This window comes from Thermoanaerobaculia bacterium, from assembly GCA_018057705.1.
Lineage (GTDB): Bacteria > Acidobacteriota > Thermoanaerobaculia > Multivoradales > JAGPDF01 > JAGPDF01.
Window position 1 is genome coordinate 1 of record JAGPDF010000020.1, and the last position, 26,217, is coordinate 26,217.

Annotated in this window: 25 protein-coding genes and 1 tRNA gene; 22 read left to right on the forward strand and 4 right to left on the reverse strand. The window is 68.1% G+C overall.

Annotated features, from left to right (window positions below; translation table 11 throughout):
- The first annotated feature begins 524 nt into the window (after positions 1–524).
- From hemW to KBI44_08650, 3 genes are all read left to right on the forward strand, one after another.
- Complete coding sequence (gene hemW / locus KBI44_08640; protein MBP9144537.1) at positions 525–1,919, forward strand: radical SAM family heme chaperone HemW; 1,395 nt, start codon at positions 525–527, stop codon at positions 1,917–1,919.
- Positions 1,920–1,929: 10 nt separating this feature from the next.
- On the forward strand, positions 1,930–2,904 hold the full coding sequence (locus KBI44_08645) for a pyridoxal-phosphate dependent enzyme (protein MBP9144538.1): 975 nt from the start codon (positions 1,930–1,932) through the stop codon (positions 2,902–2,904).
- Between the two features lie 229 nt (positions 2,905–3,133).
- Positions 3,134–3,703, forward strand: a complete 570-nt coding sequence (locus tag KBI44_08650; protein MBP9144539.1) for a DUF2059 domain-containing protein — start codon at positions 3,134–3,136, stop codon at positions 3,701–3,703.
- A gap of 12 nt (positions 3,704–3,715) precedes the next feature.
- Here KBI44_08650 and KBI44_08655 read toward each other — a convergent pair whose 3' ends face one another.
- Together KBI44_08655 and hpt are read right to left on the reverse strand one after the other, a co-directional pair.
- Positions 3,716–4,111, reverse strand: coding sequence for a Rid family detoxifying hydrolase (locus tag KBI44_08655; GenBank protein MBP9144540.1), 396 nt, complete (start codon positions 4,109–4,111; stop codon positions 3,716–3,718).
- Positions 4,108–4,653, reverse strand: a complete 546-nt coding sequence (gene hpt / locus KBI44_08660) for a hypoxanthine phosphoribosyltransferase (protein MBP9144541.1) — start codon at positions 4,651–4,653, stop codon at positions 4,108–4,110. The genes KBI44_08655 and hpt overlap by 4 nt, the downstream gene beginning before the upstream one ends.
- 33 nt (positions 4,654–4,686) lie before the next feature.
- Between hpt and KBI44_08665 the strand changes: the two genes are divergently transcribed.
- Entirely contained in the window at positions 4,687–6,228 is a 1,542-nt protein-coding gene (locus KBI44_08665; protein MBP9144542.1) for a hypothetical protein, read from the forward strand.
- Between the two features lie 71 nt (positions 6,229–6,299).
- On the opposite strand, the gene KBI44_08670 is transcribed toward KBI44_08665, so the two are convergent.
- Entirely contained in the window at positions 6,300–7,130 is an 831-nt protein-coding gene (locus tag KBI44_08670) for a purine-nucleoside phosphorylase (GenBank protein MBP9144543.1), read from the reverse strand.
- Positions 7,131–7,187: 57 nt separating this feature from the next.
- Here KBI44_08670 and lysS point away from each other — a divergent pair, with 57 nt between their 5' ends.
- The 18 genes from lysS (at position 7,188) to KBI44_08760 (ending at position 24,928) form a co-directional block, all read left to right on the forward strand.
- Positions 7,188–8,789, forward strand: coding sequence for a lysine--tRNA ligase (gene lysS, locus KBI44_08675; protein MBP9144544.1), 1,602 nt, complete (start codon positions 7,188–7,190; stop codon positions 8,787–8,789).
- Positions 8,786–9,976, forward strand: a complete 1,191-nt coding sequence (locus KBI44_08680; protein MBP9144545.1) for an ABC transporter permease — start codon at positions 8,786–8,788, stop codon at positions 9,974–9,976. Before lysS ends, KBI44_08680 begins: the two co-directional genes overlap by 4 nt.
- 10 nt (positions 9,977–9,986) lie before the next feature.
- A complete protein-coding gene (locus tag KBI44_08685; protein MBP9144546.1) occupies positions 9,987–10,670 on the forward strand; it encodes an ABC transporter ATP-binding protein in 684 nt (227 codons plus the stop codon).
- A 39-nt stretch (positions 10,671–10,709) separates the two neighbouring features.
- The gene (locus KBI44_08690; GenBank protein ID MBP9144547.1) at positions 10,710–13,136 is read left to right on the forward strand and encodes an ATP-dependent Clp protease ATP-binding subunit; all 2,427 of its coding nucleotides are present in this window, start codon (positions 10,710–10,712) and stop codon (positions 13,134–13,136) included.
- A 76-nt stretch (positions 13,137–13,212) separates the two neighbouring features.
- A complete protein-coding gene (gene bamA / locus KBI44_08695; GenBank protein MBP9144548.1) occupies positions 13,213–15,540 on the forward strand; it encodes an outer membrane protein assembly factor BamA in 2,328 nt (775 codons plus the stop codon).
- An 18-nt stretch (positions 15,541–15,558) separates the two neighbouring features.
- A complete protein-coding gene (locus tag KBI44_08700; GenBank protein MBP9144549.1) occupies positions 15,559–16,122 on the forward strand; it encodes an OmpH family outer membrane protein in 564 nt (187 codons plus the stop codon).
- A 3-nt stretch (positions 16,123–16,125) separates the two neighbouring features.
- Positions 16,126–17,199, forward strand: a complete 1,074-nt coding sequence (lpxD, locus tag KBI44_08705) for a UDP-3-O-(3-hydroxymyristoyl)glucosamine N-acyltransferase (GenBank protein MBP9144550.1) — start codon at positions 16,126–16,128, stop codon at positions 17,197–17,199.
- Positions 17,183–17,641 (forward strand): 3-hydroxyacyl-ACP dehydratase FabZ, encoded by a 459-nt coding sequence (gene fabZ, locus KBI44_08710; GenBank protein MBP9144551.1) that lies wholly within the window; start codon positions 17,183–17,185, stop codon positions 17,639–17,641. The genes lpxD and fabZ overlap by 17 nt, the downstream gene beginning before the upstream one ends.
- Positions 17,638–18,456: an acyl-ACP--UDP-N-acetylglucosamine O-acyltransferase gene (gene lpxA / locus KBI44_08715; GenBank protein ID MBP9144552.1), complete on the forward strand. Its 819-nt coding sequence runs from the start codon at positions 17,638–17,640 to the stop codon at positions 18,454–18,456. Before fabZ ends, lpxA begins: the two co-directional genes overlap by 4 nt.
- A complete protein-coding gene (locus KBI44_08720) occupies positions 18,446–19,453 on the forward strand; it encodes a Gfo/Idh/MocA family oxidoreductase (GenBank protein MBP9144553.1) in 1,008 nt (335 codons plus the stop codon). The genes lpxA and KBI44_08720 overlap by 11 nt, the downstream gene beginning before the upstream one ends.
- A gap of 88 nt (positions 19,454–19,541) precedes the next feature.
- The gene (gene mtnP / locus KBI44_08725; protein MBP9144554.1) at positions 19,542–20,435 is read left to right on the forward strand and encodes an S-methyl-5'-thioadenosine phosphorylase; all 894 of its coding nucleotides are present in this window, start codon (positions 19,542–19,544) and stop codon (positions 20,433–20,435) included.
- 31 nt (positions 20,436–20,466) lie between these two features.
- Positions 20,467–21,243, forward strand: coding sequence for a 5'/3'-nucleotidase SurE (gene surE / locus KBI44_08730; protein MBP9144555.1), 777 nt, complete (start codon positions 20,467–20,469; stop codon positions 21,241–21,243).
- Entirely contained in the window at positions 21,233–21,901 is a 669-nt protein-coding gene (locus KBI44_08735) for a protein-L-isoaspartate(D-aspartate) O-methyltransferase (protein MBP9144556.1), read from the forward strand. The genes surE and KBI44_08735 overlap by 11 nt, the downstream gene beginning before the upstream one ends.
- Complete coding sequence (locus KBI44_08740; GenBank protein MBP9144557.1) at positions 21,898–22,176, forward strand: acylphosphatase; 279 nt, start codon at positions 21,898–21,900, stop codon at positions 22,174–22,176. Before KBI44_08735 ends, KBI44_08740 begins: the two co-directional genes overlap by 4 nt.
- Complete coding sequence (locus KBI44_08745; protein ID MBP9144558.1) at positions 22,130–22,699, forward strand: adenine phosphoribosyltransferase; 570 nt, start codon at positions 22,130–22,132, stop codon at positions 22,697–22,699. The genes KBI44_08740 and KBI44_08745 overlap by 47 nt, the downstream gene beginning before the upstream one ends.
- A gap of 26 nt (positions 22,700–22,725) precedes the next feature.
- Positions 22,726–22,802 (forward strand) — tRNA-Arg (locus KBI44_08750).
- Between the two features lie 149 nt (positions 22,803–22,951).
- Positions 22,952–23,590, forward strand: coding sequence for a tetratricopeptide repeat protein (locus KBI44_08755; GenBank protein MBP9144559.1), 639 nt, complete (start codon positions 22,952–22,954; stop codon positions 23,588–23,590).
- A gap of 15 nt (positions 23,591–23,605) precedes the next feature.
- Positions 23,606–24,928, forward strand: a complete 1,323-nt coding sequence (locus KBI44_08760; protein ID MBP9144560.1) for a thymidine phosphorylase — start codon at positions 23,606–23,608, stop codon at positions 24,926–24,928.
- Between the two features lie 84 nt (positions 24,929–25,012).
- Here KBI44_08760 and KBI44_08765 read toward each other — a convergent pair whose 3' ends face one another.
- The gene (locus KBI44_08765; protein MBP9144561.1) at positions 25,013–26,137 is read right to left on the reverse strand and encodes a hypothetical protein; all 1,125 of its coding nucleotides are present in this window, start codon (positions 26,135–26,137) and stop codon (positions 25,013–25,015) included.
- Between the last annotated feature and the right edge of the window lie 80 nt (positions 26,138–26,217).

Here is a 26,217-nt window from a genome sequence, read left to right on the forward strand (position 1 = left end):
CGCAAGGACCGGACAAGGGAAAGAAGCAATCTGGTGCTGGACCTGATCGCGGCCCGGGTGCCGGTTCTGGATCAGTTCTCCGTTCTGGACGCAGATAGCGAGGCGCCCGGTGCGACCGTGGTCGCCGACCTGCTCAGCGCTCTCCTGGAGGGGAATCCAGCGCTCATCGACGAGTTGCCCGAGCAGGCCTGGATCGTCGTGCCGCTCCTGCCCGCGCTTTCGAGCACGCCCGAGAGCTGGGCCGCACTGCTCCAGCGTGCGGCGGCACGCCGACCTTCGGCGGTCCTGGGAGTCGCCCCCGAGCTCACGCCGCTCGACCGCCGGAGACTCGTGGAACGCCTCGGCGAAGAGCAGTTCGAAGCGATTCACCATACGCAGGTGGAGGAGGGCGCCGGACGGCGGCTGGAGCGCGCCTTCGCCGGCGCGGTCGCGCGTGCGGGCCTGCCGGCGTTCGTGCAGCGCCCCCCGGCGGAGCTTCCACCCCGGCTGGCGCGCAACCGGGTGCTGGCGACGGTGCTCGCAGAATGCGGCGAGCTCTGGCTGCGCGTCGGCAGGAGCGAAGCCGAAGGGTCGGCTCTCCTTGCCGCCGCGCGGCATTTCGAGAGCGCGGCGGTGGCCGGACTCGATCTCGCTGCACTCTCCCGCGAGGGCAATCTCGCGCACCTCGGCTTCCTCTCGCCGCTGGCGCTCCAGGTCATCGCCAGCGTCGCCGGGCAGTCGGGGCTCCTCGCCTCGCCGCCGCTCCTCGCCGAGTTGCGGGGGGAGTACACTGCCGGCGAGGTCCCGGGCTGAGCGCGGGAAGCGGCCCTGCCGCCGATACCGCCGGCCTGGGGATCTACCTTCACGTTCCCTTCTGCCGCACGAAGTGCCGCTACTGCGACTTCTACCGCGTCGGCGAGAATCGCCTCAAGATCGACCTCTTCCTCGCCGCCCTGCACCGGGAGATCGACGGTTGGACGGCGCTGCACGGACGGAGGGTCGAGACGATCTTCCTCGGTGGCGGCACACCGTCGCTGCTCTCGGGGCCGGAGATCGGGGCCGTCCTGCGGCATCTCGACGGCGTCTTCGCGGTCGAAGCCGGCGCCGAGGTGACGGCCGAAGCGAACCCCTCCGACCTCGACCCGCCGGCGCTCGCGGCGCTGCGCGCCGCCGGAGTCAATCGCCTGTCGATCGGGGTGCAGTCATTCTCGGATCGCGAGCTCGCTCTCGTCGGACGCCGGCACGACGCGGCGCGCGCCGAACAGGTGGTGCGGGAGGCGCGCCAGGCCGGCTTCGAGAACCTGTCGATCGACCTGATGCTGGCGATTCCTGGGCAAACCGAGGCCGGCTTCCGGCGCTCTCTCGACAAGGCGATCGCGCTCGAGACCGATCACCTGAGCCTCTATCTGCTCGAGGTGCACGAGAGCTCGGAGATGGACTTCCTGCGCCGCGAGCGGCCGCGCCTCTTTCCCGGCGAAGAGGCCGAGCGCCGGCGTTATCTGGCGATGCACGACCGCCTGGTCGCCGCCGGCTACGAGCACTACGAGATCTCCAATTTCGCTCGCCCCGGCAGGCAAGGGCGTCACAACCTGCGCTATTGGCACCTCGAGCCGTGGCTCGGCCTGGGGCCCGCGGCCCACTCCTTCGTCGACGGCCGGCGCTTCCAGCATCCGGCCGACCTCGGAGCCTGGCTCGCTGATCCGCTCGGCACCGCCCCCCTGGAGCACGATCTCGCGCAAGAGCGCGCGATGCTCGGTCTGCGCCTCGACGAGGGCATCGGCATCGATACGTTGCGTGCTGCGTCGGGTGCGACCGACGCCGAGCTCGCTGCGCGTCTGCGGCGCCTGGACCGTTTCGTCGTCGAGGCCGGCGGCAAAGTCCGGCTGACCACCGAAGGCCGCGTAGTCTCGAATCCTGTCCTTACCGAGCTTTTTTTCTAGGGAGACTGAGATGCCGCCGGAGCTCGAAGCCGTGCGCCCCATCGAGATGGCCGAGATCCTGGCGGCGCGCGAACGCATCGCCGGGACCGTCGTGCGCACGCCGCTGGTCCGGTTGGAGATGGGGCCGGGCTATCCCGACATCCGCCTGAAGCTCGAGAATCTGCAACCGATCAACGCCTACAAGCTGCGCGGCGCCACCAACGCCGTGGCGCTGCTTTCGCCGGCTGAGCGCGACCGCGGCGTCTGGACGATCAGCGCCGGCAATGCCGGCCAGGGAGTCGCCTATTCCGCGCGGAAGGCCGGCGTACCTTGCACGGTGGTGGTGATCGAAACGGCGCCGGCTTCCAAGATAGAACGCATGCGCGCGCTCGGCGCGACGCTCATCCCGGTCCCCTACGAGGCCGCCTGGCAGGCTCTCGAGGATCGCGCCTTTCCCGGCATCGAGGCGACGTTCGTGCATCCGTTCGATGATCACGATTTCATCGCCGGTCACGCCACGATCGGCCTCGAGATCCTCGAGGACGCCCCCGACACCGCGGCGGTCATCGCCAGCGTCGGCGGCGGCGGACTCCTTACAGGGGTCGGGAGCGCGATCAAGGAGCTCTCGCCCCGAGTCGCGATCTGGGCCGCCGAGCCCGAGACCGCCGCCCCGCTGGCGCTCTCTCTGGAGAAGGGCTCGCCGCAGCGCTTCGAGAACTGGAAGGCGTCGTTCGTGGACGGCGCCGGCGGCCAGAGTGTCTTTCCGCGCATGTGGGAGCGGATGCGGCCGGTGGTCGACGGCTCGATCGTCGTGACGCTCGAGGAGACGCGCCGCGCCATGCGTCTCCTGGCCGAGAAGTCCCGGGTCATCGCCGAAGGAGCGGGCGCGCTCGCCGTCGCGGCCGCTCTGACCGGCAAGGCCGGTCCGGGCCCGATCGTCGCCATCGTCTCCGGCGGCAATATCGACCTCGCGAAGTTCTGCGAGCTCATCTCGCCCTCGGCGTAGCCGTTGCGTCGTAGAGCTCCCAGAAAATGAAAAAGCTCCAGTAAAGGTAAGGTGCCCGATGGAACTTCCAGAGCGAGTGCGCGGCTTTGGGCTGACCCTGGGACGAGAGGGCGGCAATCGCCTCTCATGGCTTCCCGTTCTGACTTCGCTGGCCGGTCTGGCCATGCCTTTCGCGCTGGTGGCCGAAAGCGCGCTGAGTCCTGCGACAGCGTCGCCGGAGTCGCGGACGATGACCCCTTTCCTGGAAGCTTCTTCTTCCGGCTCGCCGATCGCGGGAGCCGAAGGGACTCCACCCGCGCCTGCGCCCTCGCAGGCACCGGGGCAGCTCTTGGCGCGGCCATCGGCGGCGGAGCTCAAGGTGCGGGAGCTCTTGCGGCTCACCGGCTCGGTCAACGTCGGCTTTCAGATGGTGGACAAGATCCTCGAGACCTTCAAGCGGGCGATGCCGCAGGTGCCGGCGGAGGTCTGGAACGGGTTTCGCGAGGAGTGCGATCCACGCGAGCTCGAGGCTGCGATCGTGCCGCTCTATCTGGCGAGCTTCACCGCCGAAGAGCTCGACCTGATGCTCGCCTTCTACCGCTCGCCGGTCGGCGAGAAGCTGCTGCGCAAACAGCCCGAGATCTTTCGCGCCAGCAGCGAAGCGGGCCGGCAGTGGGCGGCGGAGGTCACCTATCGCCTGCGCGACCGGCTGACCGAGAAGGGCTATCCACCGCCTGGAGCTCCTGCAGCAGGAGCTCCAGCGCCTGGAACTCCGGCGGGGCCCGTGACTCCACCTGCGCCGGGCGCACCGCCCCGGTAGGGGCCCGCAGGGTCAGCCGGGGAGGCGGGCGATGAGGTCGATCTCGACCCGTCCCTGCATCGGCAGAGCGGCCGCCTGTACCGTCGAGCGCGCCGGCCGGTGATCACCGAAGACCCGGGCGTAGATCTTGTTCAGCGCCGGGAAGTCGGCCATGTCGGCGAGATAGACGGTCGCCTTGACCACCCCGGAGAAGCCTGTCCCGGCACTCTCCAGCACATGGCGGAGGTTCGAGAAGACCTGCTCCGCCTGAGCCTCGAACCCGCCCGAGGCGAGGGCGCCGGTCGCCGGATCGATGCCGGTCTGGCCCGAGGTGTAGAGGAAGCCTGCGACGGAGACCGCCTGGCTGTAGGGGCCGATCGCGGCCGGGGCGGCGTCGGTGTGGTAGCGCTGGATCTTCGAATCGCTCATTTCTCGGCCATCTCCACCACCCCGATATAGGGCAGATTGCGGTAGCGCTCATTGAAGTCGAGGCCGTAGCCGACCACGAACTCTTTTCCGATGCGGAATCCGGAGTAGTCGATCGGCACCTCGACCTCCCGCGACTCGTGTTTGTCGAGCAGGGCGCAGAGCTTGACGCTGCGCGCGCCGCGGAACCGGAAGAGGTCGAGGATCGTGCGCAGCGTCCAGCCGGTGTCGATGATGTCTTCGACCAGGATGACGTCCTTGCCCCGGATCGACAGGTCGATGTCGCGCTTGATGCGGACCTCGCCGGCGGTCGTTCCGGTGCCGTAGCTCGTGGTCTGAAAGAAGTCGATCCGCAGCGGTGTCTGCAGGCGCTTCACGAGGTCGGTGAAGAAGAAGACCGACCCCTTGAGGACGCCGATCGCCACCAGGTCCTGGCTACCCTCGAAGTCGGCGTCGATCTGGCGCGCCAACTCGTGCACCCGGGTGGCGATGGTCTGCTCGTCGAGAAGCACCCGGATCTTGTGGCTATGCTTCTGGCTCTCCATGCTTTAGAATCCTCGTTCAATCGCCGGACTACTGTGACGACCCACGACATCGCTGTACTGCATCGACGCTATGTCGACCTGGCTAGCCGCTTCAAGTCGGCTTGGACGTTTCACCAATTCCTCCAGGGTATCCAGAAGTTCTTCGCCGAGGTCGAGATCGGGCGTTACCCGTCCGACTTCCAGGAGATCCACGGGATCCTCAAGTCGATCGCCGACAATCTGAACAGCGGCGAGAGCGACAAGCTCTCCCGCCAGCTCGACCAGGTCGAGCGCCAGCTCGGCCAGATGACCGGCATTCTCTCCGCCACCGATTCCCGGGTCTCCGCTTCGCTGCTGCGCCAGTTCTTCGATCGCGTCAAGAATTTCGACGAACAGATCCTAGCCCAGATGGTGCGCTTCTATCTCGCCACTTCTTCCGAAGGCAGCCTGGGCGGGGAACGTCAGGACAAGCTGGATTTTCTGGTGTCCAAACTCTCGGAAGAGGTCGATCGCGTGACCGGGCTCTCCATCCTGCGCGACCGCACCCGGCTGCGCGAGCTGTTCGAGGGCTTCTGGGCGGCACTCCCGGAGGTGGAGATCGATCCGGCGATGCTCGCTTCGCGCCGCGCGCAAGTGGAAGAGTTCCGCCGTGAGCTGGCCGGGCTCGCCAGCTTCGAAGCACTCACCGGCAGCGGCTTCATCCAGCGCTACCGCGAGCTCAAGCACGAGATGGGTCGCTACCTCTTCCAGCCGGAGCTGATGATCGCCGTCGTCGAGACGAATCTGGCGGTCAAGAACAAGGTGCGCCAGTACTACCGCTCCGAAGAGCAGCGGGTCCTCGACGAGTCGAACCGGATTCTCGAGCTCGAGAACGAGGTCGGGAGCGACGCGCCGCTGGCGGCGGAGATCTCGGACCTCCGCCAGTCGATGGAGCAGCTCGAGCGCAGTCAGCAACGCGACAACGTCAAACTGGGGGATCTCGACCTCCTGCGCCGCCAGGTCGGCGAGCTGGCGCCCCGTCTCGCGGCGCGCCGGGATCTGCGCACGAAAGGCGATTCCGGAGCTTCCGGGCAGTTCGCGCGGGAGATCCTCTCCGCGAGCCGGGAAGCGGGAACGGCGCCTGCCGGTGGCCCGGTTCCGAGCCATCTGCAGGAGATCGTCGACGCTCTCGAATCGACCGACGAGAAGGCCGACCCGAAGGCCGTGGCGCTGTCGCGCGACATTTACCATCTCCGCCTCGAGCCCCGGGAGGTCACCGCCTATCGCCAGGTCTACCTGACGCCGGGCGGCGACTCCGAAGTCGAACGCTTCCTGCTCGAGGCGGCGGCGCTGCGCCTGCGCATCAACCAGGAGGCCGCCGAGATCGCCGAGCTCCTCGACGAGACGGCGGTCACCAAAGACGCCCCGGTCTTCGAGCGCGCGCGTCTGACGACGCGGGTCGCCGACACCCTGGTGCAGCGCTTCAGCAGTGTCATCGACGCCGCCGTCCAGGATGGGAATTTCACCGAGGCGCAGCAGCTCCAGCTCCTGCGCATGCGGCTGATCCGCGACTACTCGGGTCTCTGGCTACTGGTCAACCGGCCGTCCTCGACCTGAGACCGCCCCCCGCGGCCGGACGAGGCGGAGGGGCGCGGGTCGGCTTTGGGCCGGCACTCGAGACTCCGGGCTCAGTCGAGCGCGGGATCGCCGAGCAGCGCCGCGAGCAGGCTCTTGACCCGTGAAGCGGCCGCTCGACCGGCTTCGAGCACCTCCTCGTGGTGGAGCGGCGCGTCGGTGACTCCCGCGCCGGGGTTGGCCACCAGCGACAGGACGAGGCACTTCATCCCGAGGTGCCGGGCGGCGACGATCTCGTGGACGGTCGACATCCCGACGAGATCGGCGCCCAGGATGCGCAGCATTCGAACCTCCGCCGGGGTCTCGTAGCTCGGTCCGTTGAGGCCGGCGTAGACCCCCTCCTGGAGCTCGAAGCCGAGGTCCCTTGCCCGCCTCCCGGCGAGCTCGCGCAGCCCTGGGTCGAAGGCGTCGAGCATGTCGGGAAAGCGCGCCCCCCAGGCCGCGGGTGGGTCCCCCGACAGCGGGTTGCCGCCGGTGAGATTCAGCTGGTCGGAAACCGCTGCGAGTGTCCCTGCGGGCCATTCCGGGCGGACGCCCCCGGCGGCGTTGGTCATGACGAGCGTCTTCGTGCCGAGGAGCGCCGCGAAGCGGATCGGGAAGACGACGTCGGCCGGCGTATAGCCCTGGTAGCCGTGGATGCGCCCGCGGAAGTAGAGGACACGGCGGCCGCCCGGCAACTCGAGAAGCTCCACCTCGTGCCGGTGCCCGGGGACCGAAAGTACCGGGAACGGCAGCCAATCGGCGAGCGGTTCGGGGCCGGCGATCGGCACTCCAAGGTCGACGGAAAGCCCGGAGCCGGCGACCAGGGCGACGTCGGGCACCGGGCGTCCGAGCTCCCGCCAGCGGGCGACGGCCTGCACGAGTTCCTCCTGCCAGTGGCGCATGGCGGAGAATCCTAGCAGCAGGATTCGGCTGTGGCTTTCGGGTATTCTTCGCCTCCGATGTCGGAGCTCGACGAACAGATCGCCAATCGCAGAAGGAAGCGCGCCGAACTGGCAGCGCGGGGAGTCGACGCCTTCCCGGCGCGGTGCGACTTCGACCTCGAACCCGCCGCCGTGCAGGCGCAGTTCGGTGCCACCAGCGCCGAAGATCTCGCGTCGGGCAAGCAACGGTTGCGTGTCCCGGGCCGCGTCCGGGCCATCCGCGAGCAGGGCAAGCTCGTTTTCGTCGACCTTCACGACGGCACCGCGAAGCTCCAGCTCTTCATCCGCAGGAACCTGCTCGACGCGGCCTCGGTCGAGCTGCTGGATGCCCTCGACCTCGGGGACTATCTGCTCGCCGAGGGCGAGCTGCTGCGGACCCGGGTGGGGGAGCTGTCCATCGCCCCCGAACGCCTGACCCTGCTCGCGAAGGCCCTGCGCCCGCTGCCGGAGAAGTGGCACGGTCTGGCCGACACCGAGATCCGCTACCGCCAGCGCTACCTCGACCTGGTGGCGAATCCCGAGTCGCGGCGCGTGTTCGAGATCCGGGCCGGCATCGTCAGCGGTTTGAGGGCCTACTTCGACCGCCACGGCTTCCTCGAGGTCGAGACGCCGATGATGCAGGCAGTACCGGGGGGTGCCTCGGCGCGCCCCTTCGTGACCCATCACAACGCGCTCGACATCGACCTCTACCTGCGCATCGCGCCCGAGCTCTACCTCAAGCGCCTCCTGGTCGGCGGTATGCACCGGGTTTACGAGATCAATCGCAACTTCCGCAACGAGGGGCTGTCGACCCAGCACAATCCCGAGTTCACGATGCTCGAGTTCTACTGGGCCTACAGCAATTACGAGCACCTCATGGACGTCACCGAGGAGCTGCTGGTCGAGCTTGCTGAGCGAATTCTGGGAACGAAGAAGCTTCTCTACAAAGGAAAAGAGCTGGATTTGACGCCGCCTTGGCCCAGGCTGAGCATGGGGGCCGCTCTGCAGCGCTTCGCGGGTGTGTCCGCAGAGCAGACTTCGACTGCCGCCGGTTTGATCGCGGCATTTCGCGAGCGCGGGATCGAAGTGCCGAAGACGGCGCTCGGTGCCGGCGGGGCCAACTATGGCCTTCTCCTGAGTGCGCTGTTCGAGGAGCTCTGCGAGGAGCACCTCGAGCAGCCGGTCTTCATCATCGACCATCCGGTCGAGATCTCGCCGTTGTCGAAGCAGAAGCCGTCGGACCCGCGTTTCACCGAGCGCTTCGAGCTCTACCTCGGTGGCATGGAGATCGCGAACGCCTTCTCGGAGTTGAACGATCCGGACGTTCAGGCGGAGCGCTTCCGCCAGCAGCTCACGGCGCGCGAGGCCGGCGATGGCGAGGCCCACCGCTTCGACGCCGATTATGTGCGGGCGCTCGAGCACGCCATGCCACCGGCCGGCGGCGAAGGCATCGGCATCGACCGCCTGACCATGATCTTCGCCGACCGCGCCTCGATCCGCGACGTCATTCTTTTTCCGCTGCTGCGCCCGGAGCGCGCCGACACCGCGACCGAAGCGACCACCGACGAGGCCTCGGGCAAGGCTGCAGGCGGAGTCGCGGCACCAGCCGCCGCGGCCGGAGACGCGGTCGAAACGAAGTGAGCGCCGGCAATCTGCCGTTCTCTCTCGCGCTCGCCCTGCGCTATCTCCGCAGCACCCGCAAGGACGCCTTCGTCAGCTTTCTGTCGCTCGTGGCGGCGGCAGGCATCGGCCTCGGCGTCGCCGCGCTCGTGCTGGCGCTCGCGGCGCTCACCGGCATGCAGGAGGCGCTGACGAGCGAGATCCTGGCGCGCACGCCGGCGCTCGAGGTCCAGCTCCCGGCTCGCCTGGGACCGGCGGCGGTGGCCCTCCTGGCTGAGAGCCTCCGGAGCGACTCCGAGGTGACGGCGGTGCAGCAGGCGCTCTCCGGCAAGGGCTGGATCGTCGTTTCCGGCCGGGCCATGCCGGTCGAGGTGACCGGCTTCGAGGGCGAGGTACCGGCGCAGTTTCCAGGCGCCTCCGGCGAACCGCCGGGTCTCTACCTCGGCGACCGGGAGGCGGCGCGGCTGGGTATCGCCCCGGCGACCATCGTCACGATCGCCTCGCCGCGCCCGACCCTGACGCCTTTCGGGCCGCAACCGCGAGCCGTGAATCTGCGCCTCGCGGGACTCTTCCACTCCGGGAAGTCCGAGCAGCGGGCGCGGGCGGCGCTGCCGATCGAACGCGCCGTGCAGCTGTTCGGGGCGGACCGGCCGCGGCGCCTGCTCGTGACGCTCACCAGTCTCGATGCGGCGGCAGGAGTCGCCACGCGGCTCTCGTCCCGGGTTCCCGAGGGCTCACGCATTTCGACCTGGCAGGAGCTCAACCGCCCGCTCTTCTTCGCTCTGCGCCTGGAGAAGAGCGTGATGTTCGTCGCCGTCTCGTTGATCGTGGTCGTCGCCGCGCTCGCCCTGATCGCGGATCTCTCCCTGATCGCCGCCAACAAGCGGCGCGAGATCGGCCTGCTCATCGCCATGGGAGGGAGCGCCGGCACACTGCGCGCCGCGTTCTGCTGGCTGGGGGCGATGCTCGGCGGCATCGGCACCCTCGCCGGCGCGGCGGTCGGCTCGGCGGCGGCGGTGATCCTCGACCGGGCGCGGCTCATTCGCATGCCGGGAGACGTCTACTTCCTCGACTATCTGCCGTTCGCGGTGCCGGTCCGGGACCTCGCGGTCATCGTCGCCGTGACCCTGCTCTGGGCCCTCGCCTGCTCCTGGTACGGCGCTTCGCGCGTCGCGCAGCTCGATCCGATGGCGGCGTTGCGGTCATGAAAGGCGGATCATGACGATCGCGATATCGATGCGTGGTGTCGACAAGAGCTATCGCGACGCGGCCCGGACGGTGGAGGTGCTGCGCGCCATCGACCTCGCGGTGGAGGGCGGGGACCGGCTGGCCATCGTCGGGCCGTCGGGCTCCGGCAAGTCGACGCTCCTCCACCTCCTGGGCGGGCTCGACCGGCCGGACGCCGGAGAGATCGTGGTCGGAGAGCGATCCCTCGCCAACCTCGGCGCAGCCGAGCTCGCGGCCTTCCGCAACCGCACGATCGGCTTCGTCTTCCAGTTCCAGCAACTGCTGGCGGATTTCACGGCGCTCGAGAACGTCATGATTCCGGGACGGATCGCCGGCATCCCCGCGGCCGAGCTCGCCGTGCGCGCCCGCCGCCTCCTCGCGCAGGTGGGGATGGTGGAACGCGAGGAGCATTTTCCGTCGCAGCTCTCGGGTGGTGAGCAGCAGCGGGTGGCGCTGTGTCGCGCCCTGCTTCTCGACCCGCCGCTGCTGCTCGCCGACGAGCCCACGGGGAGCCTCGACCCGGAATCCGGCGCGGCGGTGGTCGAGCTCCTGGAGACTCTCCAGAGCGGCCGGGGGATGACCGCGATCGTGGTCACCCACAATCCGGTGCTGGCTCGGCGATGTGATAGAATTTTGCGGCTGGAAGGGGGAGCGCTGCACTCCGAAAGTGTTTGATTTGCAAGCACTTCGGGGATTTTCCTCAAGGAGTCGAGAGTGTTCGAGAAGTTCAACGAGAAGGCGCGTCGGGCGCTGTTTTTCGCCCGCTACGAGGCTTCCAAGCTCGGCAGCCGGGTCATCGAGTCCGAGCATGTGCTGCTCGGAATTCTGCGCGAGGGCGAAGAGACGGTCACCGAGCTCTTCCGCCGGTTCCATGCCCGTCCGGAAGACGTCCGGCGCGAGATCGAAGGAGAGCGCGTTTTCGTCGAGCGCATCTCGTCCACGGCGGAGCTGCCGCTTTCCGAGGAGTCCAAGAAGATCCTCGCCTACGCCGCCCACGAAGCCGAGTCGATGCTGCACGCGGCGGTGGGTTCGGAGCATCTTCTGGTCGGCATCCTGCGCGTCGAGGGCTCCGTCGCGGCGCGCATCCTGACGCAGCAGAGTTTCGACGTCTACACCCTGCGGGAAGAGGTTCTGGCGATCGCCAAGGAGCGCGAGGCGTCGCTCCAGAAGAAAGAGCTGCCGTTCCTCTCGGAGTACAGCCGCGATCTCACCGCGCTCGCCACCCAGGGCAGCTTCGACCCGCTGATCGGCCGCGAACGCGAAGTCGAGCGCATCGTGCAGATCCTGTCGCGGCGCACCAAGAACAATCCGATTCTGCTGGGCGAGCCCGGAGTCGGGAAGACCGCGATCGTCGAAGGGCTGGCGCTGCGCATCGTCGAAGGGCGCGTGCCGATCTTCCTGGCGCAGAAGCGCGTGCTGGCGCTCGACCTGTCGCTGATCGTCGCCGGCACCAAGTATCGCGGGCAGTTCGAGGAGCGCCTCAAGGGCATCCTCAAGGAGCTCAAGGAGTCGAAGGACATCATCGTCTTCGTCGACGAGATCCACTCCCTGATCGGCGCCGGCTCGGCCGAAGGCTCGCTCGACGCCGCCAACATCCTCAAGCCGGCGCTGTCGCGCGGCGAGGTGAGCTGCATCGGCGCCACGACGATCAAGGAGTACCGGAAGTTCATCGAGAAGGACCGCTCGCTCCTGCGGCGGTTCCAGTCGGTGCAGGTCTCGCCGCCGAACCAGGAGGAGACGCTGCAGATCCTCGATGGCGTGAAGGATCGCTACGAGTCGTTCCACAAGGTGCGGTACTCGAGCGACGCGCTGCGCCGGGCGATCTACCAGACCTCGCGCTACATCACCGACCGCTTCCAGCCCGACAAGGCGATCGACGTCATCGACGAAGCCGGGGCGAAGGTCAAGCTGCGCAAGGTCAAGGACACCCAGAACCTCCGGCGTCTGGAGCAGGAGATCCGGCAGGTGGTCCGCGACATGAAGAGCGCGATCTCGGAGAAGAACTTCGAATCGGCGGTGTTCCTGCGCGAGCGTGAGATCGAGCTGCGCGAGGACCTCGAGCGGATGGGGGCGGCCTCCGACGAGGACGCCGAGCTCGAAGTGACCACCCGGGATATCGAGGAGGTCATCGCCGCCTGGACCGGGATCCCCGTCTCGAGCCTTCAGGAGGACGAGGCGGAGCGGCTCCTGCACATGGAGGAGACGCTGCGCAAGCACGTCGTGGGGCAGGAGATGGCGATCTCGGGCATCTCCCGCGCCATCCGCCGCTCGCGCCTCGGCGTTGCCAACCCGCAGCGGCCCATGGGGTCGTTCATCTTTCTCGGACCTTCGGGAGTGGGCAAGACCGAGGTCGCGCGCCGGCTCGCCGAGTTCCTCTTCGGCTCGCAGCACGCCCTGGTGCGTTTCGACATGAGCGAGTACATGGAGAAGCATGCCGTCTCCAAGCTCATCGGATCCCCCCCGGGCTATATCGGCCACGAGGAGGGCGGGCAGCTCACGGAACGAGTCCGCCGGCAGCCGTACTCCCTCGTCCTGTTCGACGAGATCGAGAAGGCCCACCCGGATGTCGCCAACCTCCTGCTGCAGATCCTCGACGATGGCACCCTGACCGACGCCTACGGCAACCAGGTGGACTTCAAGAACACTCTCCTGCTCATGACCTCGAACATCGGGTCGAAGCTGGTTCTGCGGGGCGGCCGGATGGGCTTCGGCAGCCAGGACGCGGAAGAGGCCTTTCGCCGGGTGGAGGACGAGATCCTCTCCGAGCTCCGCCGGTCTTTCAGCCCGGAGTTCATCAACCGGGTGGACGAGGTGATCGTCTTCCACCCGCTGGGGGAGAGCGAGCTCCGGGCCATCGTCGACCTGCTCCTCGACGACGTCAACGTGACGCTGGCGCAGCGCAATCTCCGTGTCGAAGTGTCGCCGGCGGGGAAGGAATGGCTGCTGCGCAGGGCCGGAATTGACGCCTCGACGGGGGCGCGACCCCTAAGGCGGACGATTCAGCGTCATGTGCAGGATACAATCTCCGAGTTGCTGATCCGTTCGAGCAAGCAGGACTTCGAAGTGATCGAGGCCGATGTGGAGGGTTCCGGGCTCACGGTGCGGGCGCGACCGCGAGAGCTGGAACCCAGCAGGACCTGAAAAAACTCCCGGTTCCTGGCTGGCCGCGACCGCGGCCGCCGAGCATGGTACCCGTCTTGCAGCGCGCGGAGATTCTATGAGGCATGTTCAGCGTTGGCTGCTGGTCGTAATCTTCCTGCTCGCTGCAGGTGCGCGCGCAGAGACCATCCGCGAAGTCGAGTTCCGGGGGCTGCACCTGCTCGCGGAGGAGACCGTCAAGTACTACCTCGGCCTGACCGACGGGCAGGAGCTCGACGAGGGCGCCCTGAATCGCGCCATCGAGGAGCTGTGGCGGCGCAACCTGATCGACGACCTGAAGATCGAGAAGGTCGAGGCGGCGGGCGGCGTCAAGCTGATCGTCACCGTGACCGAGCGCCCGATCCTCCGGTCGCTGGACTTCAAGGGCCTGAAGCGCCTCTCCCGGACCGACATCACCGAACGCATCACGAAGGAGTCGATCTCGGTCCGCGAGGGCTCGCCGATCTCGCTCGGCGAGATCAAGCGGCTTCAGACGACGATCGAGGAGATGTACCGGGAGAAGGGCTTCCGCTTCGCCCAGGCCGACTTTCTCCTCGAGGAGGTCGCCCCGACCGAGCGCCGGGTGGTGTTCACGATCGACGAAGCCGAGAAGGTCCGGATCGGCGACATCAAGTTCGCCGACAACACGGTCTACGGTGACTGGCGTCTGAAGTGGGCGATGAGCAAGACGAAGGAGTCGAATCTCCTTTGGCGGATGCTCAAGAAGGACATCTACAACCCGGCCACCATCGCCGAGGACCTCGTGAAGGTCAAAGATCTCTACCGCGGCGCCGGCTACAAGAACGCCCGGCTCGACGAGCCGATCCTCAGCGTGCGGGAGAAGGGGAGCGGCAAGCGCAGCCTCGGAATCGGGATCCCGGTCGTCGAGGGCGCGCGCTTCAAGCTCGGCGAGGTCAAGATCGAAGGCAACCAGGTTTTCAACCAGCAGTTTCTGGCGGCGCAGTTCTCGCGCCCGCGCGGCGGCTGGCTGCGGTCGTCGATGATCGACAAGGGTCTCGAATCGGTCGAGGATGCCTACAAGAACTACGGACACATCTTCGCCAACTTCGACACCCAGCTGGTCGAGCGCGGAGACGACGTCGCCGACATCGAGATCAAGATCACCGAAGGCGACCAGTATCGCGTCGGGCGGATGGAGTTCGAAGGCAATACCCGCACGCGCGACAAGGTCCTGCGTCGGGAGTTCCGGATCCAGGAGGGCACCCTGCTGAACATGGGCGCCATCAAGGGGAGCCTGTTCAAGGTCAACCAGCTCGGCTATTTCAAGCTCAACGAGGACGATCCGATCGTCTTCGAGAACTTCGACACCGAGAAGAAGACGGTGGACGTGAAGGTGAAGGGCGTCGAGAGCGATCGCACCGAGCTCCAGGTAGGCGCAGGCTGGAGTGAAACCTACGGCTTCTTCGGACAGCTCTCCGTGCGGACCCAGAACTTCCTCGGCCGAGGCGAGACGGTGGGCCTCTCCTTCCAGTCCGGCCGCTACCAGGACGAGTACGGCCTCTCGTACTACATTCCATGGTGGCTCGACCGCCCCCAGAGCATCGGCCTGCAGTTGTTCAAGAGCGACCTCAACTACTCGCAGTACGCCAGTCAGCAGTCGGAGCGCCGCAGTGAAGGCGCGGTCCTCACCTACGGGCGCAACTTCGGTCTGTTCGGCAGTGGCAGCGTCAGCTACACGATCTCGCAATCCCAGGACAGGCTGTTCTACACCGGGCCGCTGGATGCCATCGTCGAGCTGAGCTACGACATCGCGAATTCGTCGATTCAGCCGGTCTACACCTTCGACAGCCGCGACAGCCGGCTCGAGACGACGCGCGGTTGGAACCTCGTCGGCTCGCTCGAATACGCCGGCGGCTTCCTCGGCGGCGACAACTACTTCTGGCGTCCCGAAGTCCACCTCTCCCGCTTCCAGCCGCTCACGTTCTCGCCGGTCAAGACCCTGCTGGCGCTCAACCTGGAGGCCGGACAGGTCATCCCGTTCGACGGCCGCGAGGTCGTCCCGCTCGAGCGCTATTTCATCGGCGGCGAGAACAGTGTCCGCGGGTTCCAGTTCCGGTCGATCTACGTGCGTGACGAGAACACGAACCTGCCGGTGCTCCAGGATGGGTACTTCAAGGGCGGCGACAAGTTCCTGCAGATGAACCTCGAGCTCCAGGTTCTGGTCGGCGGGCCGTTCCGGGTCATCGCCTTCGTCGACGGCGGCAACGTCTACGACGACGACCAGAGCCTCGACCCCTCCAATATCCGTACCTCGGCAGGTGGCGAGCTGCGCATCTTCGTGCCGATCTTCGGCGCTCCCCTGCGATTCATTTATGCTTCGAACCTGGACCCTCTGCCCGATGACCGGTTCGAGAGCTTCCAATTCAGCATCGGCGCAACTTTCTGATTCATAAGGAGTGAGTTCATGTCTGCGAGTCTCTGGAGGGAAGCGAAGGCAGTGTCCGGGCGGATCGCGGTGGCGTTGTCCGTCCTCGCCCTGGTGCCGGCGTCGGCGGCGCTCGCCCAGGCCGGCAAGGTGGCGGTCATCGACGTGCAGCGCCTGGTGACCGATTCGGTCGCCGGCAAGGAGGCGCTCGCGCGCCTGAAGAAGCTGCAGGACGACAAGATCGCCGAGGGCAAAGCGAAGAACGAAGAGGTCGACAATCTCCGCAAGCGTCTCAATGAGGGACGCCTCTCGCTCGCCGACGACAAGATCTCGGAGCTCGAGAAGCAGCTCGAGGAGAAGGTCACGGGCCTCCGCCGGTTCCAGGAGGATGCCGAGCGCGACTTCAACAAGAGCCGCGAGACCACCTTCGGCGAGATCGAGCGCCGCGTGTTCCCGGTCATCGAACAGATCGGCAAGGAGGGCGGCTACGCTTTCATCTTCAACAAGTTCCAGAGTGGCCTGCTGTACGCCGACGAGGCTGCGGACATCACCAACCAGGTCATCCAGCGCTTCGACGGTGCAGCGACGCCGAAGGGGAACTAGAGCTTGAATTTTTCGCTCGGAGAACTGGCCGAGCGGGTGGGCGGAGAGGTGCAGGGCTCGCCGGCCCGGCAGCTGGACGGAGTGCGGACGCTCTCCGAGGCGGGCCCGACGCACCTTTCCTTTCTGACCAGTCCGAGCTACCTCGAACAGGCGGTCGCGAGCGCGGCCGGGGCGGTGCTGGTGGGGCGCAAGACCCTGCTCCCGGGCCGCGACCTCCTGCGATGCGCGGAGCCGCAGCTCGCCCTGGCGGCGATCCTGCGGCTCTTTCACCCCGTCGCCGCCGTCACTCCCGGTGTCCATTCGACCGCTGTCGTGGGGGCGGAGTGCCAGGTCGCGGCCTCCGCTGCCATCGCGCCCTATGTCGTGCTGGGCCGCGGGGTGACGGTGGGTGAGGGCTCCGTGCTCCATCCCCACGTGGTGGTGGGGGAGGGGTGCCGGATCGGTGCCCGAGTCGTTCTGCATCCCCACGTCGTGCTCTATCCCGGCGTCCACCTGGCGGACGGCGTCGAGATTCACGCCGGGACGGTTCTGGGTAGCGACGGCTTCGGCTATGCGAGCGTGCGCGGGGTGCATCACAAGATTCCGCAGGTCGGACGGGTCGAGATCGGCGCCGACGTCGAGATCGGCGCCCTGACCGCGATCGACCGTGCCTTGCTCGGCGCGACCTCGATCGGCGCTGGAACCAAGATCGACAACCTCGTTCAGGTCGGACACAATGTGGTGGTGGGGGACCGATCGATCCTCTGCGGCCAGGTGGGAATCGCCGGCAGTGCCCGGATCGGCTCCGGGGTGGTCATGGGCGGCCGGGCCGGATCGGCCGGCCATCTCACGATCGGCGACGGCGCCCAGCTGGCGGCGGCGGCGGTCGTGCTGCAGTCGGTGGACGCCGGTACCGCGGTCGCCGGCGCGCCGGCGATTCCGATCGCCGTCTGGCGGCGCCAGCAGGCGATCTTCCGCCGGCTGCCGGAGATCTGGAAAAGGTTGCGGGCACTCGAACAGAAGACGGGGACCAAGGATGGCGGAGACGACAGGGACACCGGGAATGCCGGCAGCGCCGCAGATGCCCGAGAAGCCTAACTGGGACGTACGCTGGATCATGTCGGTCCTGCCGCATCGTTATCCGATGCTGCTGATCGATCGCGTGCTCGAGATGGAGCCGCGTCAGCGCATCGTCGCGATCAAGAACTTCACCATCAACGAGGAGTTCTTCGCGGGTCATTTCCCGCAGCATCCAGTGGTGCCGGGCGTGCTCCTGGTCGAGGCCATGGCGCAGGCGGGGGGCATCCTGCTCATGCACGACGATCCGGAGCGCGAGAAGAAGCTCCTGCTGTTCATGTCGATCGAGCGCGCCCGTTTCCGGCGCCCGGTCGTCCCCGGTGACCGGGTGCACTTCGAGGCCACGGTGCTGCGGCTCAAGGCGAACCACTGCAAGCTCCAGGCTCGCGCGCTGGTCGACGGCGTCGTACATGCCGAGGCGGAACTGCTCTCGACCACGGTCGACCGGGATTCGATCCGATGAGCGGCCTGCATCCGCTGGCGGTCATCGACGGCAGCGCCCGGATCGGCGACGGGGTCACCGTCGGTCCGTTCGCGGTGATCGGTCCCGACGTCACGATCGGCGATCGCACCGAGATCGGCGCGCACGTCCAGATCCACGGTCCGACGGTCATCGGCGTGGAGAATCGCGTCTATCCCAGCGTCTGCCTGGGTATGGATCCGCAGGACCTCAAGTTCTCCGGCGAGACGGTGCGGCTGCAGGTGGGCGATCGCAACACCATCCGCGAATTCACCACTTTTCACCGTGGCACCGGCAAGGGCGGCGGCCTCACGACCGTCGGTAACGACAATCTGTTCATGGTCTACAGCCACGTCGCCCACGACTGCCATGTCGGCAGCCGGACGATCTTCGCCAATTGCGCGACTCTCGCCGGGCACGTCGAAGTCGGCGACGACTCGGTCGTCGGCGCCTTCTCGGCGGTGCAGCAGTTCGGCCGCGTGGGGCATCACGCCTACGTCGGCGGCTATACGCGGCTGCTGGTCGACGCGCTGCCCTACGTCAAGACGGTGGGGCTGCGCCCGGCGGTCTTCGGCGTCAACCGCATCGGTCTGCGTCGTAAGGGGCTCGACGACGAGCGCATCCGCACGATCGAGAAGGCGATGCGCATCTTTCTGCGCTCCGGACTCAACACGACGCAGGCCCTCGAGCGCCTGGAGGCGGAGTTCCCTGGCGCGCCGGACGTCGAGTACCTGATCCGGTTCGTGCGCAGCGCCAAACGGGGCGTGGTCAAGGCACTGCCGACCCACCGGGGCGCGGGAGATGCCGGTGGCGACTGAGCCGCAGGCCGCCCCGGCGCAGGGGAATCTCCGGCATCTCCGGCATCTCCGGATGGGCGTCTTCGGGATCGGCTCTCTCGGCCGGCATCACACCCGGATCCTCTCGGCCTTCGAGGGGGTAACCCTCGAAGGGATCTTCGATACCCGGCCTGATGTGGCAGCGGCGGTCGCCGCCGAGCACGGCGCCAGGGTCGCCTCGAGCTTCGACGATCTGGCCGGCAGGATCGACGCCGCCGTGCTCGCGGCTCCGACGACGCTGCACGGCGAGCTCGGGCTGGCGCTCCTCGAGCGCGGTGTTCACCTCCTGGTCGAGAAGCCGATCGCTTCGAGCCTCGCGGAGGCCGACGCCCTGATCGCCGCGGCGGAGGCCCGGGACCTCGTCCTCGCCGTGGGCCACGTGGAGTTCCACAATCCGGCCGTGCAGGCGCTGCTCGATGCCGGCTCCGGCCCTCGTTTCATCGAGATCGAGCGCCTCGGCACCTTCTCGCCACGCAGCCTCGACGTCGACGTCATCCTCGACTTGATGATCCACGACCTGCAGATACTTCAGGCCATGGACTCTTCGCCGGTCGTCGAAGTCCGTGCCACCGGCATTCCCGTGCTCTCCGAGCGCATCGACATCGCCAATGCCCGACTCGCCTTCGCGTCCGGCCTGGTGGCGAACGTCACCGCTTCGCGGGTCTCCGGCGAGCGCGTCCGCAAGCTCCGCGCCTTCTTCCCCGACCGCTACCTTTCGCTCGACTACCAGGCCCAGGAGATCAAGGGCTATCGCCTCGACCTCTCCGCGGGCGGGCGCGCCATCCTGCCGGCGAATCCGCCGGTCGAGAAGGCGGAGCCGCTGCTTTGCGAGCTGGCGGCGTTCGTCGCCTCCTGCAAGGGGCACCGCGTCCGCCAGGTGGACGGCCGCGCCGGCCGGCGCGCGCTCGCCACCGCCCTCGAAGTCGTGGCCGCCGCCGTGCCGGCGGCCGCTACCGCCGTCGGGGCCGGGGCGGCGTGAGGGCTGTGCTAGTCTCGCGGCTCCGTAATTCCGGCTGACGGCCGACCGTATTCCCAAGCTCCAGACAGGCAGATTTCGGAGGAAGCAGATGAGTGATGTTCGGATCGGTGTGATCGGCGGCAGCGGCCTCTACGAGATGGCGGGCCTCGAGGTGGAGGAGGAGCGCAGGATCGAGACCCCCTGGGGGGCGCCCTCGGACGCCTTCATCCTGGGCAATCTCGATGGCCGCAAGGTCGTCTTCCTGGCCCGGCACGGCCGCGGTCATCGCCTGCTCCCGACAGAGCTCAACTTCCGCGCCAACGTCTACGGCTTCAAGACCCTCGGAGTCGAGTTCCTGATCTCGGTCTCGGCGGTCGGCTCGCTCAAGGAGGAATACGTTCCGGGACACATCGTCGTTCCGGACCAGTTCTACGATCGCACCCGGCACCGCCCCGATACCTTTTTCGGCAACGGCATCGTCGCCCACGTCTCGATTGCCGATCCCGTCTCGAAAACGCTCGCGGCGGTTCTCGCCGACTCCGCCGAGGCCGAGGGTGCGACGATTCATCGCGGCGGCTGCTACGTCAACATGGAAGGCCCCACGTTCTCGACCCGCGCCGAGTCGCACGCCTATCGCCAGATGGGCTTCGACATCATCGGCATGACCAACCTCCAGGAGGCGAAGCTCTCGCGCGAAGCCGAGATCGCCTACGCCTCGCTGTCGATGGTCACGGACTACGACTGCTGGCGCGAGGAGGAAGAGCACGTGACCGGCGAGGGCGTGATGGAGGTCCTGCGCAAGAACGTCGCTTTGGCCCAGCGCGTCGTGCGGCGGGCGATCGGCGCGCTCGGTCCGGAAGTGGCGAACGATTGCGCCGATGCCCTCGCGATGTCGCTCATCACCGACCCCGGCCTGGTGCCGGCCGACACGCTGCAGGCGCTCGAGCCGCTGCTCGGCAAGTACCTCGACCGCACGGGCGGAAAGCTCGCCTGGCGGCGCTGAGCTCCGTCCCGCGGGCAGGAACGAGCGTGCGATGACCCGCATCCTGATCACCAACGACGACGGCGTCTACTCCGAGGGCCTGCGCCTGCTGGCGCGAGCTCTGGCGCCGCTCGGCGAGGTGACGGTGGTGGCGCCGGACCGCGAGCAGAGCGCGACCGGACACAGCCTGACGCTCACCCGGCCGCTGCGCCTGCAGAAGCTCGAGGAGAACTGGTATTCGGTCGACGGCACGCCCACCGACTGCGTCAACCTCGCGGTGCTCTGGCTGCTCAAGGAGCGGAGACCGGACATTCTCGTCTCGGGCATCAACTTCGGCCTCAATCTGGGCGACGACGTCACTTACTCGGGAACGGTGAGCGCGACCTTCGAGGGGACGCTCCTGGGCATTCCGTCGGTGGCGTTCAGCCAGGAGGTGGCCGAAGGCTACTCGTTCGAACGCGCCGCCGCATTCGCGGGACGCTTCATCGCCGAGCTGCTCTCGGCGACGCTCCGGCCGGACCTGCTGCTGAACGTGAACCTCCCGGCGGGCGAGCTGCAGGGTCTCTCATTCACCCGCCTCGGACGGCGCGTTTACAAGCAGGTCGTGGTGGAGAAGGAGGATCCGCGGGGACGCAAATACTACTGGATCGCTGGAACTCCGGAGTGGCAGTCGGACAGCGGCACCGACCACGAAGCGGTGGCCAGCGGACGGGTTTCGGTGACGCCGCTGCATCTCGACCTTACGGACTACCGCGGCCTCGAAGGCCACGCCGACCTGCGCGGCCGTCTCGGCCGCATCGTGAGCGCCGACGCCGGCAATGTTCGCTGATACCTTCTCCCGGGAGCAGATGGTGCGCGAGCTCATCGAGGCTCGGGGTGTGCGCGATCCGAAGGTTCTCGCCGCGATGCGCGAAGTCCCCCGCCACCTGTTCGTGCGCACCCATCTGCGCAGCCAGGCCTACGGCGATCATGCCCTGCCGATCGGCGACGCGCAGACGATCTCGCAGCCCTACATCGTGGCACGGATGAGCGAGCTGCTCGAGGTGGAGCCGACCCACAAGGTGCTCGAGATCGGCACCGGGACGGGCTACCAGACGGCGATCCTCGCCCGCCTGGCGCGCTGGGTCTACAGTCTGGAGCGGATCCCCGAGCTCGCCCACCAGGCGATTCGCCGGATGCGCCAGCTCGAAATCCTGAACGTGAAGATCCAGGCGTTCGACGGCACCGTCGGCTGGAGCGAAGTCGCGCCCTTCGACCGCATTCTGGTGACCGCGGGCGCGCCGACCGTGCCCAAACCGCTGCTCGATCAGCTGGCTCCGAAAGGCAAGCTCCTGGTCCCCGAGGGCGCTCGCAGCGGCCAGCAGCTGGTGCTCTACGAACGCCTCGCCCGCGGCATGCGGCGCCGCGAGCTCGAGCCGGTGGCCTTCGTGCCCCTGGTCGGCCGCTTCGGTTGGCGGGACCCCGGCGCGGGCCCCGATTCCAGATGAAGACGATGAGCTATCGCGTTACCGGGCGGGTGCAGGGTGTCGGTTTCCGCGCCTATGTGGTCCGCCTGGCGCGCGAGTGCGGCGTCGTCGGCTGGGTGCGCAATGACCCCGACGGCACGCTCGCGGCCGAGGCGACGGGGACGGATGCGGCCCTGCTGTCGTTCGCGGCCGGCTTGCGGATGGGCCCGCCCGGCGCGTGGGTGGAAACGCTGGACGCTTTCGTGCTGAATGAAGTCGCCAGGTCCCCGAGAACTGATTTCGCAGTGGAGGATTGAACCGGTGGAAGATCTCAAGCGCTACATCCGCGAAGTCCCGGATTTCCCCAAGCCGGGGATCAACTTCTTCGACATCACCACGTTGCTCAAGGACCCGCTCGCCCTGCGGATGACGACCGATCGGTTCACCTGGATCTTCGCCCGCCGGCCGCCGGTCGACAAGGTCATCGGCATCGAGGCGCGCGGCTACATGTTCGCGCCGTCGCTCGCCTACAATCTCAATGCCGGTTTCGTGCCGGTGAGGAAGCCCGGGAAGCTGCCGGCGAAGACCGTTTCGCAGACCTACGACCTCGAGTACGGCACGGACCGCCTCGAGATGCACGCCGACGCCATCTCGCCGGGCGAGCGCGTTCTGATCGTCGACGACGTGATTGCCACCGGCGGCACCGCGCGGGCGGCGGCGAAGCTGGTCGAGAGCCAGGGCGGCAAGGTCGTCGGCTTCGGCTTCGTCATCGAGCTCACCTTCCTTCCCGGCCGCGCCGGCCTGAAAGAATACGAAGTCGAGTCGCTGATCCAGTACTAGCGGCACGCATATATAATGCGCGCTGCGCGGCTGTAGCTCAGATGGATAGAGCAGGAGCATCCTAAGCTCAAGGTCGGGGGTTCGACTCCTCCCAGCCGCACCAGGTTTCGCCTGCGGCGGACCTTGCAGCACTTCACTCGGACAGAGAAAGGCCTGCGGCTCATGGACTCGGTGACTCGGGAAGACCTGAAGCGGAACGAACTGGGCGAAGCGATCGGGGCGGGCATTCATTACGCCGAGGATCACAAACGGATGATCCTGATGGCCGTCGGCGGCGTCGCGGCGGCGATCGTCATCGCGGCTTCGGTCGTGCTCTGGATCTCTTCCCGCAAGAGCGGGTCGAACGAACTGCTGGCCGAGGCCCTGCGGGTGGACGGCGCCGCCGTCGTCGCGACCGGCGCGAACCCGGCGGACCCCGCGCGCCCGACGTTCGCCTCCGAGTCGGCTCGCCGCGCGCGGGCGAAGGAGCTCTTCACCGAGCTCGACAGCCGCTACGGCGGCAGCAAGACCGGTCGCGTCGCCAAGCTCTACCTGGCCCAGATCGCGGTCGCGGAGAACGACAAGGAGAAGGCGAAGCAGCTCTGGCAGGCATTCCTCGACGCCGAGCCGGCCGGGGCGCTTCAGGCGACGGCACGGGTCAATCTCTACAAGCTCGAGCGCGAGCAGGGACGCGGCGCGCAACTGGCCGAAGAGCTCAAGAAGATGCTCGAGCAGGCCGACAAGCCGCTGCCGACCGATGTCATCCTTTTCGAGCTGGGACTCACCTACGAGGCCCTCGGTCAGGGCGACGACGCCCGGGCTGCCTACCGCCGGATCGTCGACGAGTACCCGCAGTCCCCCTACATCGCCGACGCCCAGCGGGAGGCCGGAACGGCTCCCGCCGGGACTTAAAGGTCCGGGCCGCCGCTGAGCGCCTACGACGTCCTGTCGCGGCTGCGCGCCGGGGAATCGCTGCGAAGCGGCGACCTCGGCGAGGTCGCGCGGGCCGCGGCGGACGGCAGCTGGAGCGACGCGCAGCTCGCAGCGTTCCTGATGGGAGTGGCCATCCGTGGCCTCGATCTCGACCGCACCCGCGAGCTGACTGCCGGCATGCTCGACTCGGGCGAGCGCTGGCGACTCGCGGAGGAACGGCCGAATCTGCTCGACAAGCACTCGACCGGCGGTGTCGGCGACAAGGCGAGCCTGCTGCTCGCGCCGCTCCTCGCCGCGGCGGGTGCGCCCGTGATCATGCTCACCGGCCGCGGGCTCGGCCACACCGGGGGCACAGCGGACAAGCTCGAAGCGATCCCCGGCTTCCGCCAGGAGCTCTCCCGCGGGCGGGCGCTCGAGCTCCTCGATCGCTGCGGAATCGCCCTGGGCATCGCGACCGCCGGCATCGCCCCCGCAGATCGCAAGCTCTACGCCCTGCGGGACCGCACGGCCACCGTCGACTCGCTCCCCTTGATCGTCGCCTCCATCCTGTCCAAGAAGCTCGCCACCGGAGCTGCGGCGATCGTCTTCGATGTCAAGGTGGGCGACGCAGCATTCCTGCCGCGCGTCGAACAGGCGCGGGAGCTGGCGCGCCTCCTGGCCGGGATCTCCTCGGAGCTCGGCATGCAGGCCGAAGCGCTGCTCACCGACATGAACCAGCCGCTCGGAGACTGGGCGGGTCACGCCTGCGAGGTGCGCGAGGTGCTCGACTGCCTCGAAGGCCGGGGGCCGGCCGAGACCGTCGACCTCACCCTCGCGCTGGCGCTCGCCCTCGGCCGGCAGATTCGGGCCGACTGGAGCGAAGCGAGCCTGCGCGGTCTGATCGCCTCGGGTGCGGCGCGGGAACGTTTCGTGCGCTGGGCGGTAGCGCAGGGTGCGGCGGAGAGCTGGTTCGAGCACGCCAGGCTCCCGCTCGCGCCGGAAGAGGTCGTGATCCGGGCCCCGCGCAGCGGCTGCGTCGCCACGGTACGGACGCGGCAGCTCGGACTTCTGCTCGCCGAGGCCGGGGGGGCCCGGCGCTCGATCGGCGCGGAGATCGACCTCGGGATCGCGCTGCACTATCGCACCCGGCTGGGGCGGCAGGTGGAGGCTGGCGAAGAGCTGGCGCGCGTCTACCTGCGCCAGCCCGACCCGGTTCTGGCAGAACGCTTCGCCCGCTGCTTCGAGATCGGCGAAACCGTCCCGGCGCCACGGCTGATCGTCGAACGCGTCGACTCCGCCGGGAGTGCAGGCGAGCCGTTGCCGCCGCCCTCGCAGTAGCCCGGCCGCATCCTGCTGGCTTCTGCCCGAGCGGAGGCGCCTCTCGCGGCTCCCCGAGGGGCCGCCCGTTCCGATCCGATCCGGTCAGTGGAGCTCGACGTCGCTCGCGCCCGCCGCCCAAAGCAGCCGGACCCCGCCCGACGGCAGGGTCTCGAGGGCAGGGCGGGCGCGAGGGACGTTCGTGACACTGCCGCGACGCAGGACACGCCCCGAAGCATCGAGCTCGAGGACGCTCCAGGCGGGCGGCTGGGCGCCCGAGAAGGTGAGCCAGCTCGTCGCTCCAGCGACCGCCCGGGCGGCTGCCGGCGTCAGGAAGGGCTCCGTCGAACCGGCCGGTCCGGCCCAGCTGGGCGGGCTCCAATCCCGGCCGTCGAAGCGCGAAATCACCACCCGGTAGTCGTGGCCGTCGTAACGGCTCCAGGTCGCCAGGGCGCCGCCCGGGACAGCGATGACCGAGGGCGTGATGTCCGGCACCGTATTGTCGTCGGCGAGTGGCCGTGCCGCGCTCCACCGGCCCTCCACGAAATGCGCCGCGACGATCTCGTCGTCGCTCCCGTCGAAGCGGCTCCAGACGAGCAGCTTGGAGCCGTCGCCGAGCGTGGCAGCGGCCAGCGCGAGCTGGCTGCCGGGGGCCTCCCGGGCGACGACCATCGGCTCGCCCCAGCGCAGGGTCTCCCAGGCGGCATACTGCACGACGTAGCTCTGCCGGTCGGGCCCCTCGAGCCAGACGAGCCCCTCGAGGTCGCCGTTCGGCGAGGCGAGCGGCACGGCGTTCTCGCGCAGATGATTCGGGGAGGGAGCCGGCACCGGCAGAGGGTGCAGCCCCTGGCTGTCGATCTGCGCCAGGAAGAGGTCGCTCTGCTTCGAAGCGCCTCGGATACCCGGGCGCATGGGCCCTCGGGCGCTGACGAATGCGCCCTGGCGCAGGGCGAAGAGCTCCTCGATCTCGACGCCGGCAGGCAACTCGATCGCGCGTTCGCTGGTCCCGACAGCGACCCGGTACGTGCGGCCTCCGCCCTCGCTGCCCCCCGCAGTCGCAGGCCCGGCCACCGCCCGGAGCGCGACGCCGCCGGCGCCCCAGAATCCGATTTCGTGGTTGTCGCCACCGGCGACCGCAGCGACCAGGGCCAGCGCAGCGACCGGAGCCAGCGCGGCCGTTGCGACGACGGCAGAGAGGAGGGGGCTGCGGGGGCAGGTTCGGGTGGGCATGGCGAATCGGGATCGTAGGTGCCGCATCGGAAAGAGTCAAATCGTGCTGGAACCGGGCGCCCCCGGTGCGACCGGTTGCT